The sequence below is a fragment of the Streptomyces clavuligerus genome (assembly GCF_005519465.1).
Classification (GTDB): Bacteria; Actinomycetota; Actinomycetes; order Streptomycetales; family Streptomycetaceae; genus Streptomyces; species Streptomyces clavuligerus.
Genome location: NZ_CP027859.1, coordinates 1,613,611 through 1,629,778, shown reverse-complemented (window position 1 = coordinate 1,629,778; position 16,168 = coordinate 1,613,611). Strand labels below are relative to the sequence as shown.

General features: G+C 73.1%; 12 protein-coding genes. 7 read left to right on the top strand and 5 right to left on the bottom strand.

All coding sequences use genetic code 11. The annotated features are described in order from the left end of the window. Positions 1 to 234: 234 nt before the first annotated feature. Together CRV15_RS35010 and CRV15_RS35005 are read right to left on the bottom strand one after the other, a co-directional pair. Positions 235 to 786 (bottom strand): hypothetical protein, encoded by a 552-nt coding sequence (locus tag CRV15_RS35010; RefSeq protein WP_003952638.1) that lies wholly within the window; start codon positions 784 to 786, stop codon positions 235 to 237. Between the two features lie 305 nt (positions 787 to 1,091). Next, positions 1,092 to 1,769 carry a hypothetical protein gene (locus tag CRV15_RS35005; protein WP_003952637.1) on the bottom strand — a complete coding sequence of 226 codons (678 nt, stop codon included), beginning with the start codon at positions 1,767 to 1,769 and terminating at the stop codon, positions 1,092 to 1,094. A gap of 576 nt (positions 1,770 to 2,345) precedes the next feature. Here CRV15_RS35005 and CRV15_RS38015 point away from each other — a divergent pair. The 4 genes from CRV15_RS38015 (at position 2,346) to CRV15_RS34990 (ending at position 9,315) form a co-directional block, all read left to right on the top strand. Beyond that, on the top strand, positions 2,346 to 2,438 hold the full coding sequence (locus CRV15_RS38015) for a putative leader peptide (protein ID WP_368860404.1): 93 nt from the start codon (positions 2,346 to 2,348) through the stop codon (positions 2,436 to 2,438). 165 nt (positions 2,439 to 2,603) lie between these two features. Next, on the top strand, positions 2,604 to 4,025 hold the full coding sequence (locus CRV15_RS35000) for a sulfatase family protein (RefSeq protein WP_003963695.1): 1,422 nt from the start codon (positions 2,604 to 2,606) through the stop codon (positions 4,023 to 4,025). A 243-nt stretch (positions 4,026 to 4,268) separates the two neighbouring features. Continuing rightward, positions 4,269 to 5,426, top strand: coding sequence for a S1 family peptidase (locus CRV15_RS34995; RefSeq protein WP_009999640.1), 1,158 nt, complete (start codon positions 4,269 to 4,271; stop codon positions 5,424 to 5,426). Positions 5,427 to 5,730: 304 nt separating this feature from the next. Continuing rightward, complete coding sequence (locus CRV15_RS34990) at positions 5,731 to 9,315, top strand: CHAT domain-containing protein (RefSeq protein ID WP_009999638.1); 3,585 nt, start codon at positions 5,731 to 5,733, stop codon at positions 9,313 to 9,315. 99 nt (positions 9,316 to 9,414) lie between these two features. Here the strand turns inward: CRV15_RS34990 and CRV15_RS34985 are convergent, their stop codons facing one another. Next, the gene (locus tag CRV15_RS34985; RefSeq protein WP_003952633.1) at positions 9,415 to 10,272 is read right to left on the bottom strand and encodes an SDR family oxidoreductase; all 858 of its coding nucleotides are present in this window, start codon (positions 10,270 to 10,272) and stop codon (positions 9,415 to 9,417) included. A gap of 83 nt (positions 10,273 to 10,355) precedes the next feature. Between CRV15_RS34985 and CRV15_RS34980 the strand changes: the two genes are divergently transcribed. After that, positions 10,356 to 10,805, top strand: a complete 450-nt coding sequence (locus tag CRV15_RS34980) for a MarR family winged helix-turn-helix transcriptional regulator (protein WP_009999636.1) — start codon at positions 10,356 to 10,358, stop codon at positions 10,803 to 10,805. Between the two features lie 149 nt (positions 10,806 to 10,954). Here the strand turns inward: CRV15_RS34980 and CRV15_RS34975 are convergent, their stop codons facing one another. Continuing rightward, a complete protein-coding gene (locus CRV15_RS34975) occupies positions 10,955 to 11,539 on the bottom strand; it encodes an SMI1/KNR4 family protein (protein WP_003952631.1) in 585 nt (194 codons plus the stop codon). A 402-nt stretch (positions 11,540 to 11,941) separates the two neighbouring features. Between CRV15_RS34975 and CRV15_RS34970 the strand changes: the two genes are divergently transcribed. After that, complete coding sequence (locus CRV15_RS34970; RefSeq protein ID WP_003952629.1) at positions 11,942 to 12,637, top strand: hypothetical protein; 696 nt, start codon at positions 11,942 to 11,944, stop codon at positions 12,635 to 12,637. A 268-nt stretch (positions 12,638 to 12,905) separates the two neighbouring features. Here the strand turns inward: CRV15_RS34970 and CRV15_RS34965 are convergent, their stop codons facing one another. Then, positions 12,906 to 13,805, bottom strand: coding sequence for a hypothetical protein (locus tag CRV15_RS34965; protein ID WP_003963690.1), 900 nt, complete (start codon positions 13,803 to 13,805; stop codon positions 12,906 to 12,908). Between the two features lie 362 nt (positions 13,806 to 14,167). Here CRV15_RS34965 and CRV15_RS34960 point away from each other — a divergent pair, with 362 nt between their 5' ends. After that, positions 14,168 to 15,742, top strand: coding sequence for an alpha/beta fold hydrolase (locus tag CRV15_RS34960; RefSeq protein WP_003963689.1), 1,575 nt, complete (start codon positions 14,168 to 14,170; stop codon positions 15,740 to 15,742). Positions 15,743 to 16,168 lie beyond the last annotated feature (426 nt).

Sequence of the window (16,168 nt, the reverse complement as noted above, 5' to 3'; positions counted from 1 at the left end):
CGTGGACGGTGATCGCGGGCGGGTGACCGCAGGTGCCGCAGCCGCCGACGGAGCGCCGAAGGAGACCCCGGAAGGCGCGCCGGACGCCCGGGAGCCGGGGCGGGTCCGTTCACCATACTTCTGCCGCTGGTCGGCGACCCGGTTCGGCACGGGCCGCCGACCTGTCGGCGCAGCGCGCGCGAACCCGGCGACTCGGGAGGCGACGGCCGCCGGGTCCGGCCCGGACCCGTCCGCTCAGTCCTCGGAGTCCTCCTCGTCGCCGTCGTCGGACAGAGCGTCAATGATGATGCGAGTGGCGTAGTCGGGGTCACCGGCGAGGCGGTTGATGTGTTCCGCGAGCAGAACGGCGGTGACTTCCAGGGGAGTCATCTCCTCCTTGGTCCAGTATCCGTACTGTTTGCGCCACAGGCCGGGGCTCAGTCCCATGGCGGAGGCGACGAGCAGACCGGACATCGTGGGGATCGCCTCGGGACGCACACTCCTGGGCATCGCCCGCATCATGGCCACGACACTGGGGACCACATGCGCGAGAACATCCTCGTCCTGGTCCTCGTGTGCCTCCCGCAGCCACTTCATGAACAGGAAGATCAGGGTGCACGTCCCGTCCAGCAGCGCGTCGGCCTCCCCCGGCCCCAGGGACGCCATGAACTGCTCGGTCAGCATCCGCTGCTCGGGGCCCTCCCCGGGCCGTCCGGCATGGATCTCCCTGAGCCGCGAATCGGTGTTCATGAGCGCCGCGCTCACATCGCCGGCGGGAGCGCACCCGGGGTCGCAGGACGATGACATGGGTTTCCTCTTTCCGGGAAGGTGGTGAAGGGCATGGTACGTCCAGGCGCGGTCGTTCCCCGCGGCCCAGGGACGAGTCCCGGCCTGCCGCCCGCCCGCCGCCGGGGCCGGCGCGTCCCCGCCACGTGGACGGCACCGGGCCCGGGGAGCCTGTGGCGGACGGATCGGGCGGCATCCGTACGTCCCGGACGCGGCGGACCATACACACGGACGAGGGACGGCCCGGGTACCGGCTGACGGGTCGGCGCGGTATCCACCGGCCGGTTCGGCGGCACTCCCCGCGCGGGGCGGTCCGGCCCGGAGTCTCATGCTCCGGCCCGGTATCCGCCGCCGTCGGTCAGGGGATCGCGGTCGCGGTCGTTGTCGAGCGTCACCCTGCCGTACTCGCCGTCGGCGACCCATTCGACCGTCACGGTGAAACGGACCTCGCGCCCGCCCGGATGAATTCTGAGGTTCAGCTGCTTCGGCTGGTCGGCGGAGAGAGTGAACGGGAAGTCGGTGCGGTCGGGTTCGGGGTTCTCGACCGTGGGCACCGCCAGGGCGGGGGTCCGATCGAGACGCACATCGAAGACGGGCTGGTGCGCGCTGCCCGCGCAGTTCTCCGCGGCGGGCTTCTCCTCGTCCTGGACGGCCTCCCCGCCGGGCAGGACCTCGGCCCTGACCCCGGTGACCACGATGGCCCGCGCGTTCTTCGTCTGGAGCACCAGGGGGAGGAGAGCGGGGGTGCACGCGGTGGGGCCCGAGGTGTACGCCGTCAGCCCCGGAGGTCCGAAGACCTTGTCCCGAATCCATCCCCATGAGCCCTGGACGGCCCAGAACGCGATGGCGCCCAGCAGCGGCAGCACGACGAGTGTCGTCCAGTGGGTCCGGTCCCGTAACAGCGTCCGCAGCCGGGGCCGCGGGCTGCTCGCGGGCTGCGGCGGCCCCTCCTCGGGGGAGGTTCCGCCGGGTCGTGGTGGGGTCGTGCCGGTGTTCTCAGCCATGGGTGTCTCTCCGTGCTCGTGTTCCGGACGGGTGTCACGGGGTCAAGGGGCCCGCTGTCCCGCGGAGTTCCGGCCTCAGGGCAGGCCGGACGCCGTCGCCGTACCGTACGGCCGTGATGTCCTCCCCCGACAGGAACCCGCGGAATCAATCGGGTCGTTGCTCCTTGGGGGGGGAGGTGGACGCGGCATGCCGCCCGCGCCGGGCGGAGACGGCCGGTCGGCTGCCGGACGCCCCTGTCCACACCGGCGAGGAGGAGATGCCGGGTGGACGCGGTCCCAGGAGCCACTGCTGCGCCGGGCCCCGGAGGTCCGGGGTGCCGCACCCGCCACGGGCCTGACGCTCAGCGGGAACGACCTGTGCCGGACGTCTCCGAGGGTTTCGGCGAACATCCGCCGCGCCCACAGCACCTGCCCCTGCGGCTCCCCGTCGTCACGATGCGTACAACGGTCGGCGTATCGCCTCGCCCCTTGCCCACCGCCCCTTGCCCACGCCCGCCGTCGGGCGGGCCCCGGCGGAGGTCCGAGGGATGGGCGGGCCGTTGACAGGAGGTGGGGCATCGGGAATGGTCTGGAGCCATGCAGCCACTGGGTGACCTGCGGGTCCATCGTGTGGAGCGCCGCCACGTCGACCTGGTCCGTGTCGCGAGCGCCATCTGTCGTCCCGTCTGACGCACTCCGCCGCGTCCTGAGGCCCTGTCGGCCTTGTGGGTGATCCGGCGCGTCCGGGAGCGTCCGCCCCCGCAGCTCGCCACCCCGGTTCCGGTTCCCGGGTTCCCGTCCCCGCGCGATGCCCCGCATCCGCGCGGGCCCCCACTCCTGCCCTGGAGCACCCCTGTGACCTCCTTCGACTCCCCTCTGTCCCGGCGTGCCTTCGGCGGTACGGCCGCCGGTGCCGTGGCGGCTCTCGGGCTGCCCGCCGCCGGTGCCGCCGCCGACAGCGGCGGAGCCCCTCCCGCCGAGCGTCCGTTCTGTGCCGCCCGCACGCCCGGCCGGGGTGCCCGCCGCCCGAACGTGCTGTTCATCCTGGGCGACGACCTGGGCTGGGCCGATCTGTCCTGCTACGGCGCCCCGGAGATCCGCACCCCCCATCTGGACCGGCTCGCCCGCCGGGGCGTGCGGTTCACCGACGCGTACAGCGGCTCCGCGACCTGCTCGCCCACCCGGTTCAGCCTCTACACCGGCCGCTACCCGGGCCGCACGGAGGGCGGGCTCGCCGAGCCGATCGCCGATCGGTCGGTGGGGCTCGATCCCGCTCATCCCACCCTCGCGTCGCTGCTGCGCGACGCCGGGTACCGGACCGCGCTGATCGGCAAATGGCACTGCGGCCATCTGCCCGACCACAGCCCCACCCGGTCCGGCTGGGAGGAGTTCTTCGGCAATTTCGGCGGGGCGCTGGAGTACTACTCCAAGCTGGGCTCCGGCGGCGAGTACGACCTCTACGAAGGCGACGCCGAATACCGCGACCTGCGCTACTACACCCGTGTCCTGACCGAACGGGCCGTCGGGTACGTCAGCCGCGACCACGGCCGCACCCCCTGGCTCCTCAACCTCAACTTCACCACCCCGCACTGGCCGTGGATCGCCGACGGCGACGAGGAGACCAGCGCCCGGATCGTCCGCCGGATCAGAGCGGGCGACCGGCGGGCGCTGTGGCACCAGGACGGGGGTTCGCTCGCGACGTACCGGCAGATGGTCGAGGATCTCGACCGTTCGGTCGGCGCCGTGCTCGCGGCCCTGAGGCGGTCCGGGCAGGAGGACGACACCCTGGTGGTCTTCGCCAGCGACAACGGCGGCGAACGCTTCTCGTACACCTGGCCGCTCAGCGGCGGCAAGGGGTCGCTCCTGGACGGCGGCATCCGGGTGCCCACGATCCTGCGCTGGCCCGCGCGGATCGAGGGCGGGCAGGTCAGCCGGGTGCCGGTGTACTCCCCCGACTGGACCGCGACCCTCCTGGAGGTGGGCGGGGCGCGGCCCCATCCGGCGTACCCCCTCGACGGAGTCAGCCTCGCCGGCCATCTGCTGCACGGCGCCGAGGCGCCCGCGCGCGACCTGTTCTGGCGGGTCCGGGGCGAGCGGGCGCTGCGGCGGGGCGAGTGGAAGTACTACCGGGGCAGGGACGGCAGGGAACGCCTCCACCGGCTGTCGGAAGACATCCGTGAGCAGGCCGACCGGTCCGCCGTACACCCCGGACTGCTGACGGAGCTGAGGGCCGCGTGGGAGCGGATCGACCAGGGGCTGCTGCCGTACCCCGGGTGAGGAACCCCCGCGCGACCGGGGCCGTGGAGCGGGCCCGGCCGGCGGTACGGCCTCGGTACCGGTCCGAGCCCTCCGGCGGCTCGGTACCGGCCTGACCTCCGACGACCGGCCGGGTCGGCGGCGCGGGGCCGGCGAACACCTCCGCACCTTGGTATGGACCTGTCAAGTCAATGCCGCTACCGTAACGGCCCACGCCCCGTGCGAACGCTCTCCGGCGTTCGACTCCCCCCACCAGGAGGCTCCGTGAAACGCATCATCCCCCTGGGTTCCTCCCTCACGGCCCTGTTACTGACACTCGGTCTCGGCGCCACCCACACCGGGACCGCGAACGCCGCACCGCCCCCCGAGCCGGCCTCGGCCTCCGCCCCGGCCGCCTCGGCCGGGCTGCTCGACGCCCTCCAGCGGGACCTCGGCCTGACCCCGGCCCGGGCCGAGGAACGGCTGCGCGCCGAGAAGGCCGCGACGGCTGTCGAGAAGACCGCCCGGCGGACGGCGGGCGGCAGCTACGGAGGCTCGTGGTTCGACCCCGCATCGGAACGGATCGTCGTCGCCCTCACCGACCCCGCCAAGGAGGACCGGGTGCGGGCGCTCGGCGCCGACACCCGCGTGGTCCGCCACAGCGCCGCCGCCCTCGACCGGGCCAAGGCCCGCCTCGACACGCTCACCGCGCCGGAGGGCGTGGCCGGCTGGCACGTCGACCCGAGGAGGAACAGCGTCGTCGTCACGGTCGTACGGGCCGAGCGGGACACCCCCGCCGTGCGCGCCTTCGTCGCGAAGGCACGGACGAACGGGCCCGTCACCGTCGCCGAGGCGGCCACCGCGCCCCGTACCTACGCGGCGGGGACCGTCGGCGGCGACCCGTACTACACCGGCAACGTACGCTGCTCGATCGGCTTCTCCGTGCACGGCGGGTTCGTCACCGCCGGTCACTGCGGCCCGGCCGGAGCGGCGGTGCGCGGCTGGGACGGCTCGGCCATGGGCACCTTCCAGGGCTCCTCGTTCCCCGGCAACGACTACGCGTACGTGAGCATCCACAGCGGCTGGTGGACCGTACCCGTCGTCCTCGGCTGGGGCGCCATCCCCGACCGGCTGGTGCGCGGCTCCGCCGAGGCACCCGTGGGCGCGTCGATCTGCCGCTCGGGCTCCACCACGAAATGGCACTGCGGCACCGTCCTCGGCAAGAACGAGACGGTCAACTACAGCCAGGGCGCCGTGCACCAGATGACGAAGACCAGCGTCTGCGCGCAGGGCGGCGACTCCGGCGGCTCGTTCATCAGCGGCGACCAGGCCCAGGGCGTCACCTCCGGCGGCTGGGGCAACTGCTCCACCGGCGGCCAGACCTGGTTCCAGCCGGTGAACGAGATCCTCGGCCGCTACGGCCTCACCCTGCACACCGCCTGACCGCAACCGGCGCCCGGGCCGTCCCGGCGACCACCGCGCACCGGCCCTGCCGCACGCGGACAGCGGGCGGCGGTGTCCCGGCGCCGCCAGGGTCCACCCGGCACCGGGAGCCCCGTCACCGCGAGGACGGCCGCCGGGGCGCGCCCCGCCCGGGTCCGGTCCGGGTCCGGACCGGACCCGGACCGGACCCGGGCGGCTGCCGGTCGATTCCCGGCAGGACACCGCCCATGGCTTCCCCCGTTACGGCAGGCCGTCGCACCATGGGTACCGGGGACACCCATGACGTGTCGAAGGGGGAGCGGCCATGGAGCGGAGCCGGTCGGGGGACGACAGGACGGCGGCAGGACGGGAGCGGGCCCGGCGGGCGGCGGCCGAGGCCCTGCCGTTCGCACTCAGGACCCTGGTCGACCGCCCGCCCGGCACCCGGTCCGACCGCCCGCCCCTGCCCACCGGGCCGGGCCCGGTCCGGATTCCGCTCACGGTCGACCCCGCCCTGCTGGATCGCACACTCGCCGAACTGGACGCGCTGGAGACCGAGCTGACCGCCGTGCTCCCCGGCGACGACCCCGGTCTCGCCCTGCTGCGGGCCCGGCTCGGCGGCGTGTGCGCCACCCGCTATCTGGCCGGTCCCACCGAAACCGACCGTCGGCGCGGTGTCGCCGCCCTGCGCGCCGCCCGTGCCTCCGGCGCGCTCGACACCGGCGCCGACCGGTCGGCCCGGGCGCATCTGCTGATGCTCCTCCTGCCGCCCGTGATGCTCAGTGGTACCCCGGACGGCAGCCTGCACGGTCTTCAGAACATGCACGAAGCGGGCCGTCTGCTCTCCCGGCGCGACCCCGAGAACCTGCGGGATCTCCACGAGCTGAGCGAGCTGATCACCGGTTTTCTGCCGGAACTGCCCACCGGGCAGGCATCCTTCGCCCAGTCGTACGCCCAACTGTTCGACGCGTACGCCGGAGTGCGGACCTACCGGGATCTCGACCGTGCGACGGAAGTACTGCAAGGGTTCCTGGAGCGTTTTCCCGAGCAGCTCACCGGGCCCTTCGACGGCTTCGGCGACCTGCTCAAGAGCGTGCGCGACCTGGACCACCCGCACCCGGACCGCGGCGTTCCCGACCGGCCGGCCGACGACGCGAACGGGCTTCGGGACCTCGCCTTCCTGCTGCGCACGAACGCTCCGGGGCTGCTGCGCCCGCAGGAGCTGAAGAACCTGGTCGACGAGGGGCGGGGTGGCAGCGGGAACGGCGAGCCCGTGGAAACACTCCTGAACGCGCTGCTCCGGCTGGCCGGCGGCATGGGGACGGGCGACTACCGTGAACTCGCGGAAGCGGCACGGTTGATGGACGCCATGGGCGAAGGGGCCGCTCCCGAGCCTCTCGAACCGCTGGCCCGAATCCTCCAGCCGGTGCTTCTGACACTGGCCGGCCGGATGGGCGGCAACCTCACGGACCGGGACCACGCCCGGGACCTGTTCGACTCGTTTCTCGCGTCGGGGACCCCGGCCCTCGATGCCCCCGACCCGCACCTGCGGGAGCTGCGGACACACAGCCGGTTCATGCACACACTGTTCCGACTCGGCGCGACGCTGGAGGGGAACAGGGCAGAGACGGGGCACGGCCCCGGCAATCCCGGTGGCCCCGGCGACCCCGACGAACTCGACACGATGCTCGCGGAACTGCTGCGCCTCCGCTCGGAAACCGATACCGACGGTCCCGGGCACTACTCCTTTCCACTCCAGACCGGCCTGGTACGGCTGGAACAGGCCGTGCGCGACAGTTCCCTTCCGACGCTGCGCGCCGCCCTGGCCGATCTGCGCGAGGGCATGGACCACCCCGACGTCCCCGCCCTCGCCCGCCCCCTGCTGGACACGCTCCGGGCGTTCCTGACATCGTTCTCCACCTGGTACGAGCCCGACACCACCGAGACCCGCGCGGCCGTCGAACAGGCCCGCCGGAGCCTGGGCAGGCCGTCCTTCACCGCGGATCAGCAGGTGGCCACCCGGCTGGGGATCGGCTACGCCCTGACCAACCTGTACCACTCCCACCGCGACCACGCCGCCCTCACCGAAGCCGTCGAGGAGCTGGAGACCGCCCGCGGGGACCTGGACCTCGCCGGAACGGTGTCACCGGAAATCGCCCGGCGCGTCCTGTGGGCCCTCGCCGACGCGTACCGTCTGCGCGGCGATCCGGACCGTGGCGACCGGGCCGCCGCCGTCACCGCCGCGCGGGACTCGCTGAGGGTCGTCGCCGAGGACGTGCTGCTGCAACTGAGCGCCGAGCACAGCCTCGAAGCGGCCCGCGCGGGAGCCAGCAAGGGGCTGTCCGCGGCCCGCTGGGCCGCCGACGATGGGCGCGCCGACCTCGTCGTCGAGGCGCTGGAGACCGGCCGGGCCATCGTGCTGCGGTCCGTGGCGGCGTCGGCCGGGGTCGCCGAACAGCTCTCCGCACGCGGCGAACAGGAGCTGGCGGAACGGTGGCGCACGGCCGCGCGGCCCGGCCGGGGCATCCCCAGCGAGCTGCGCCGCCGCGCCCTGGACACCCTGCGCCACGGCCACCGGGGCGCCGGTGACCCGCTCGCCGGGCTGCTCGGCGTCCCCGGTACGGCCGAGCTGCGGGACGGGGTACGGGCGGCGGGCGCGCACGCGCTGGTCTACCTGGTGCCCGGCGCGGACACCGATCCGGGGCTCGCGCTCCTCGTCCCCCGCAGCGGGGAACCGCGTACCGTGCGGCCCGCCGGGCTGACACCGCACGGGCAGGGGCCCCTGACGGAGTACCTCGACGCCGGGGCCCACCGTTCCGCCGTGCGGGCGGGCACGGCCGCCGCCCGGGACGCGGCCCATGAGCGCTGGGAGGCGGCGCTCGACGCGCTCTGCGACTGGGCCGGTGCGTCGGTGATGGAACCGGTGCTCGGCGCGCTCGGCGTGGACCCGGCCGACGGCGAGGAGGTGCGGCTGGTCCTGGTGGTGTGCGGCAACCTCGGCGCGGTCCCCTGGCACGCCGCGCGGCTCGCACCGGGCCGGGGAACGGTGCCCGCGCCGTCCCGTCCGCGCGCCTACCTCTGTGAGCGCGCGGTCGTCTCGTACGCCGCGTCCGGCGGGGAGTTCCTGCGCGCCACCGCCCGGGCCCGGCGGCGGCCGGACGAACGGGTGGTCCTCGTCGCCGACCCGACCGCCGATCTGGAGTGGGCGCAGGACGAGGTGCTCGCCCTGCGGGATGCCCACTATCCGGACGCCCTGCTCTACGGCTGGTACGACGACCTCCCCGAGGACGCCCCGGGAACCCCCGACGAGGTGCTCTCCCTTCTTCCCGGGCGGCCCTCCGGCGCGCCGGAGGCCGCGGCCTCGCTGGTGCATCTCGTGGTCCACGGCACGGCCGGGCTCCGCCCCACCGACTCCGTGCTCCGGCTCGCCGCGCCCGACGGGTCGGCGGAGGGGCGGCTCACGGTCACCCGGGTCCTGGACCTGCCGGATGTGCCGACTCTTCCGGACGGGACGGCAGAAGCGGCGAGCGGGCCGCTCGTCGTGCTCAGCGCCTGCGAGACCGACCTCAGCAGCCGGGACCACGACGAGGCACTCACCCCGACGACGGCGCTGCTGGCCCGGGGCGCGACCGATGTGGTCGGCTCCCGCTGGGAGGTGTCGGACGGGGCGTCCGCCGCGCTGATGGTGGTCTTCCACCACCATCTGACGGTCGGTGCCCTGGCCCCGCCGGACGCCCTGCGCGCCGCCCAGCGGTGGATGCTCGACCCGGACCGCCGCCCGGTGCCCGGTCTGCGGAGCGAGCTGCTGACCCGTACGGACCGGCAGGGCGCCCGGCTGACGGCGGTCGTCGCCTGGGCGGCCTTCATCCACCAGGGCAATCCGTCGGCCGTCGGCCGTCATCTCGGCTGAGGTCCCGTCGGCGCGTCCCGCCCACGCCGTTCAGCCGCGTCCCGTCGGCCGGTGGGCACGGTCCGGGTCGGCGGCGGCGCCGGTCACCGGATCACCGGATCACCGGACCCAGGCGTCGGTGAGCGACTGGACCGCGGACCCGTCCAGGTCGGTGAGCTTGGTCCCGACGAATCCGCGGGCCCAGTCGGAGGTCTGTATCCGGAACGCGGGCTTCTCCGCCGTGAGCGCCTCGATGATCGACGCGGCCGCCTCGTCGGCGGTCTGGGCCGTCCCGAAGGACTTCCTGGTGCGGTCGACGTACGCCTGAAGGGCCGGGGCGTACGGACCCGCGGTGTTGACCAGTGCGGGCAGGTCGGGGACCGCGCTGGTGACGAACTCGCTCGCCACCGCTCCCGGTTCGACCACGGTGACGTCGACACCGAAGGTCGCGACGACCGGGGCCAGCGACTCCATGAAGCCCTCCACCGCGAACTTGGCCGCGCAGTACGCCTCGTTGAAGGGCTGGCCGACCACGCCGCCGACGCTGGTGACCGTGATGAGCCGACCGCGCGAGGCGCGCAGCTGGGGCAGCGTGGCGCGGGTGACCTCGACGACCCCGAAGAAGTTGACCTCCATGGTGGAGCGGACCTCGTCGGTCCCGCCGATCTCGATGGTGCCCACCCGGCCCGCACCGGCGTTGTTCACGACCGCGTCCAGCCGCCCGTGCCGGTCGATGGCCTCCGCCACGCAGGACGAGACGGACGCGGGGTCGACGACGTCCAGGCGCAGCACCTCGACCCGGTCGGCGACCCCGGCCGCGGCGGCGGCGTGGCGCAGGGGCCCGGCCTTCCCCGTGTCGCGCATGGTGGCGATGACCCGCATCCCCGCCCGGGCCGCGGCCACGGCGGTGGCCAGGCCGATGCCGGACGAGGTGCCGGTGATCAGAACGGTCTTCATGTCGTTGCCCTGGGTGTCCATGGGTACTCCATATCGAGAAGGTGCGTGCGTGCACACACACTATCTCTATGTGTGCGTGCACACAAACCGGTAGCCTGAACGGTATGGCGCGAAACGACATCACCCTGGGCGGCCTCACCCACCGCGACCACGCCTTCTACGGCCTCATCTGGGCCGGTACCACGCTGGCGGGCCGGGTCGACGCGGCGCTTGTCCGCGCTCACGATCTGCCGCTCTCCTGGTTCGAGGTCATGCTCTGGCTCAACGCCCAGGACGACGCCGTCGCCGCTTCCGACCTGGGGGCCAAGACCCTCCTCAGCCGCAGCCAGGTCTCACGGGTCGTCGACTCGCTCCAGGCCCGGGGACTGGCCGCCCGCGTCCCCTCCCCCCTCGACGCCCGCTCGGTGCGGATCACCCTCACCCCCGAGGGCCGCACGACCTTCGCCGCGGCCGACGCCACCCGCCGGGAGGCCCTGCGCGAGGTGTTCGACGACCGACTGGACGAAGCGGACATCGAAGCCCTGGAGAGGGTCTGGTCCAAGCTCAAGAAATAGGTCCGAGCCAGGAGACAGAGGACGCCCCGCTCCTGACCGCCTTCACCGGACGCGGAATGGACGCCGTGGGAGATCGCGGAACGGCCGGAACACACCCTGGCTCCTCGGGACCCGGGTCAGGGGCCGGGGTCAGGGGCCGGGCGGTCGCTTCACGGGAGCACGGCCCGCAACCGCGCGGAGGCTTCGGGCCACCGGGTCATACCGGAGCCTTCGTCCACGGCATCGCCCTCGTACCATCCCCGGTCGGTCAGCCAGGTCTCAAGCCACGCTGCGAGGCTGCCCGCGTCCACGAACCACGCATCGGACAGGTCCTGCCCGCTGATCGCGTTCGGCTCGAAGAGGAGGACCGTTCCGTCCTCGCTCAGGCAGTCGACGCACGCGAACATGGCACAACCCCAGTCCAGGACCGGCAGGACGCCCTTGGGCCACGACCACCGACTGTCCGCGTCCGCAGCCGGGAACCGCGCCAGGTAGCCCTCGACCACGGCCTCCTCACCGTCCTGATTGGGGCCACCCATCAGATGCAGTAGCGAGTCCATCGGGCCGAACCCGCCGTCGCCCACCTCCAGATACAGCGCGGCGAGCAGCGGATGCAGACGGAAGCCGAGCCTCTGCTCGGCCTCCTCCAGGGCCTCCGGGGAGACCGGGGGGTGCAGCCGCTCGCTCTCGGCGGCCTTGGCCGCGACTCGTTCGATCAAGTGCTCAAAGGTGTTCACGGCGACATACTCGCCCACCGCACTGACAACCTCCCCGTCCGGCCGGCGCATGGCCTTCGCGCAGGTCGGCCGAGGCTGTCCGGCACCGGGCGGAATCAGCAGGGGCGGAGGGTGAGATCGCATCAGGTTCCGAACTCACCGACAGCACCATCAATCGGGTCTGAAGCGACGATCATTGACGAGACTCGAATAAGTGTCTCAAAGTCGATGGAAACGTCCATTGACGCTCGAATGCGAGAAACGTCAGTATCGGTTCGGATCGATCCGGGGTTTCCAGCGGATCGTCGAGCGGCGGCAGCCGGGCACCGTTCTTCTGCGCGCAGCCAGGCGGTGGCGACCCGGTCCATCGGAGCTGCCGGGATCTGTCAGGGGGACCGCCGGACAGCCGGTTCCCGTCCTCTCTCACCCAGGAGAGCAGATATGCGTATTCGAGCATTCCGGGCCTCGGCCGTCGGCGCCATCGCGCTGTTCGCCGTGATCGGCGGTACACAGCCGAGCGTGGCGGGCACCGCCCCGTCTCCCGTCACCCCGTCGATCGTGCATCAGGTGCCGAGCGTGCCGCTCACGATAGACGGCAGATCGGTCGATCCGCGGAGCATCACCCAGTACAACGGCCGTCCTCTCTACATGGCGGCGCTTCCGGACGAGGGTCCACGGGGGCGTCTGGTCACCTTCACCGAGGCCAAGGATTTTGAGCGCTTCGTGAGAGCGAACAACGGGCCCGCGCGGCCACTGGCCGAGCCGCGGGCGCTGAAGCCGGGGCAAGCCGTGCCGACGGTCAGGGGTCCAGGCGGCGGGAGCACGCCGAACGCGGCCCCACCCGGCTACAACGCGTTCGTCTTCGACAACATCGACTACGGCGACGGCGCGCTGTCGGTGTCGACCGGGTACGGGTGGCCGGATCTGACCGAGGTCAGCCTGTGCTATTTCTGGCCCTTCTGCACCGACTGGAACGACAGGCCGTCATCGGCCGTGGCCGACACCCCGGGTGGGCAGATGCTCTGGGAGCACATCCACTGGGGCGGGTCCAGGCTCTGGATACCCAGCCGCACCCTGGTACGCAGCCTCGGCGACTACGGCTGGAACGACCGGACCTCGTCGTTCGCCGCGTACTGAGAACGGGATCGCTCCTGTCGGCCCCGCTCGGCAGCGGGTAACGGGCAGCCGGTAACGGGTGACCGGTGGCCGGGCCCCGGGCCCGGGCTCTGCGCCCCGGGCTCGGTGTCCCGGGCTCGGATCGTCCTGGCGCGGCGTCGGTCCTCAAGGCCCCACCGGGCGTTGAGGACCGACGTTGCCGTTCGGCGTGGAGCCGGACGCGGACCCGGCCGTGGCCCCGCGTCGGGGTGGCCGACGCGAGCGGGCCGGGAGCGTGGTTCCGCGGCGGTCAGGAGGTCCCCGGCCTGCGGTGGTCGAGGCCGAGGGCGTCGTTCTTGAGCCTCGCGGACGGCGTCCCGCCGTTCTGCGCCTGGCGGGAACGGTCGGCGATCACCTTGCCGAGGGCCACCAGCTCCGCTCCGGTGTAGATCTTCGCGTCGAGTCCGCCGGTCTCGACGATCAGTACGTTCGTGCCGACCCTGCTCACGACCACCGAGCCCTGGGAGCGCAGCTTGTTCGTCCCGCGTTTGGCCCACGAGGTCTCGCCGACCGGTCCGGGCAGTCGGCTGTCGGCGATGCCGCCCGGGAGCAGGTTCGCCCCGGCGTAGCGGTCCAGCAGGGGCCTCGCGGCGGCCGTGGCGGTCGAGGCGCTGTCGTACGCGTACACGCTGATGGTGATCGTTCCCGCCTCCCGGTGGGTGAACAGGGTGCTGCTCGCGAAGAGCGCGCCCGCGCAGACCGGGTCCTTCCGCCGCACGCAGCTCACCGGGATCGCATCCTCCTTGCGGAGGTCGACGGCCCGGGGTGCGCCCGTGGGGCCGCCCCAGCCGGGCAGATCGCCCTCGCGCGGCAGCACGGCCGCGACCTGCCCGGCGGTGAGCACGGTCGCCTTGACCGGCCCGGTCCCCCCGCCCGTGCCGCCGTCCGCGTCCGCGTCCGCGTCGGTGCCGCTGTCCGCGCGCTCGCCCGTATCGCCGTCCGTACCGGCGTCCGCACCGCCGTCCGCACCGGCCGTGGACGCCGATCCGCTCGGCCGGGACGTCGAGTTCCTCTCGTCCTTGTCGCTCCCGCCGGCTCCGGAGCATCCCGTCAGCAGCAGCGCGAGGGCCCATGCTCCGGCCGCCGCGAAGCGCGTGGGGCAACGGCCGTGGCCCGTGACATCTCCGGTGGTGTTCTCCGTGTGTTTCATGGCGTTCCCCCCGTTTTCCCGTGCGATCAGCCGTGATCATACGGATGCCGGGAGGGCGGGGCCCTGGTGCGGCGTGCCGCTGGTCCGCAGCGACGGGGAGCGAGACGAAAGGAGGACGCCGCACGGCCGCACGGCTTCGCGCTCTCTTCCGTTTCTGCCCTGTTTCAGCACCGTCCGCCCGGGTGTCGGAAGGAGGCCGATCCGCCAAAAGTGGTACCTCCGAAGGGTGTTCGGCCTGTTGGCCGGAGCGCGTGGGCCTGTCTTTCGGCGGTGGTGCCCGCGCCGTTCGGGGGACGCGGCGGGTCTGTCCGTGCGGCGAAGCTCTCCGGTGACCGGGAGGGACCCGGACGGAAGGATTGACCATGTCTGCTCGCCGCAGAGGCGTCGCGTCTGCCCTCGCCCCCGCTCTGGCCGTCGGCGTGCTGGCGGCGCTCACACCGGCCCTGACGACACCGGCGTACGCGGGGCGGAGCGGCCCCGCCCCGATGGTCCCGGCCGAGGGCGCGCTGGATCAGTACACCCGGCAGAAGGCGGTCTGGAAGGCGTGCCCGGACGACGTGGCGGCCGAGACCTGCGCCACGATCAAGGTCCCGCTCGACTACCGGGCCCCGGGCGGCAAGAAGATCGACATCGCGCTGTCCCGTATCGAGACCTCCGCCCCGGGGAAGCGGGTGGGCTCCCTGCTGCTCAACCCGGGTGGCCCCGGCGGCTCCGGGCTGAGCATGCCTTTCGCTCTCGGCTTCGCGATGCCGGAGCACGTCACCGCCCTTTACGACCTGATCGGCTTCGACCCGCGGGGCGTCGGCAGAAGCACCCCTGTCACCTGCGGCACCACCGCCGCCGAGCGCAAGAGCGACCCCAACGCGGGCGTCGACTTCGCCCGGGACGAGGCAAACGCGAAGAAGATCGCCGACAAGTGCCGGAAGAAGTCCGGCTCTCTCGTCCCGCACATCACCACCGCCAATACCGCACGGGACCTGGACATCGTCCGGGCCGTGCTGGGGGACCGCAAGCTCAACTACATCGGCTACTCGTACGGGACCTACCTCGGCGCGGTCTACACCCAACTGTTCCCGGGGAACGCGGGCCGGATGGTCCTGGACAGCGCCGCCGATCCCGCGCTGATGTGGCGGGGCACCTTCCAGGCCATGGCCGGGGAGGCGGAACGGGCCTACGCGCGCTGGACGGTGTGGGCCGCCGCCCGCCACTCCACGTACCGGCTGGGCGACACCCCCGCCAAGGTGTCCAGGACCTTCCGTGGCCTGGTCGCCGACGCCGACCGCGAGCCCGTCGTCATGGGCAGGGAGAAACTGAGGGGCAACGGCATACGGATCAAGACGGCCTTCCGTTTCGCCACGGTGAAGGAGGCGTCGAAGGTGGTGGCCCGGCTGAGGACGGCGGCGGCGACCGGCAAGCCGGGACCGGCCCTGCCGGACTTCTTCGGAGCGAGCACCGACAACCAGCTCGGCGCCTACTACTCGATCGTCTGCAACGACACCCGCTCCTGGCCCCGCGACCCGAAGACGTACCGCAAGGACGTCGCCCGGGACAGGGTCGCGTATCCGCTGTACGGGGACCTGGGGTCCGCCATCACCCCCTGTGCCTACTGGGACAGGGGCCGGGAGCCCGAGGTGCGGATCGACAACAGGGTGAAGGCGCTCATCACGCAGAACGAGTGGGACTCGCAGACCCCGCTGTCCTCGGCCCGGGGCCTGAACAGGGCGCTGAAGGGCTCCGTCCTGGTCCAGGTCGCGGGCGGTGAGGGCCACGGCGTCTACCCGGCGGCCGGCGAGAAGGTCGCCTGCGCCGACCAGAAGGTCAACGAATACCTGGTCAGCGGGAGGCTGCCGGCCAAGAACACCATCTGCGCCCCGCCCGTCGGCACACAGCGCACCGCCCCGCTGTCCGGCACGGCCCCGCTCGTCCGGACCCGCTGACCCCGCGGAGCGGCCGACCGCCCCCGCCCGTGTCCTGGACCGGGGCGGGGGCCACGGCACGTTCGGCCGAGTGCGTCAGGGCGTACGGCACAGGAGTCGTCCAGGGGCTGGGCCACGACCCCGTCGTCGTCCCGCTGCACGAGCAGCCTGCGCCCCGGCGGGCCGACGATCTTCGGCGGACCGGCCTGCGCGGAGGACAGGGGGGTGTGGACGGTGGCACGGAGCCGGGCGCGAACGGACACGTGATCTCCCAGAACGGCGGAATTCCGGGAACAGTACGGGACGCCTGCGACATCGGGGCAGGCGTGCGACCGGCGGAGCACGCGGGGCAGGGGCAGGGGTGGCGGCTGAGGCGCGATCAGACAGCGCGGGCGCGCTGCTCCGCCTCGCGCCCGCTCCCCCGGCCCGGCCCCGGTGCGGGGCCGG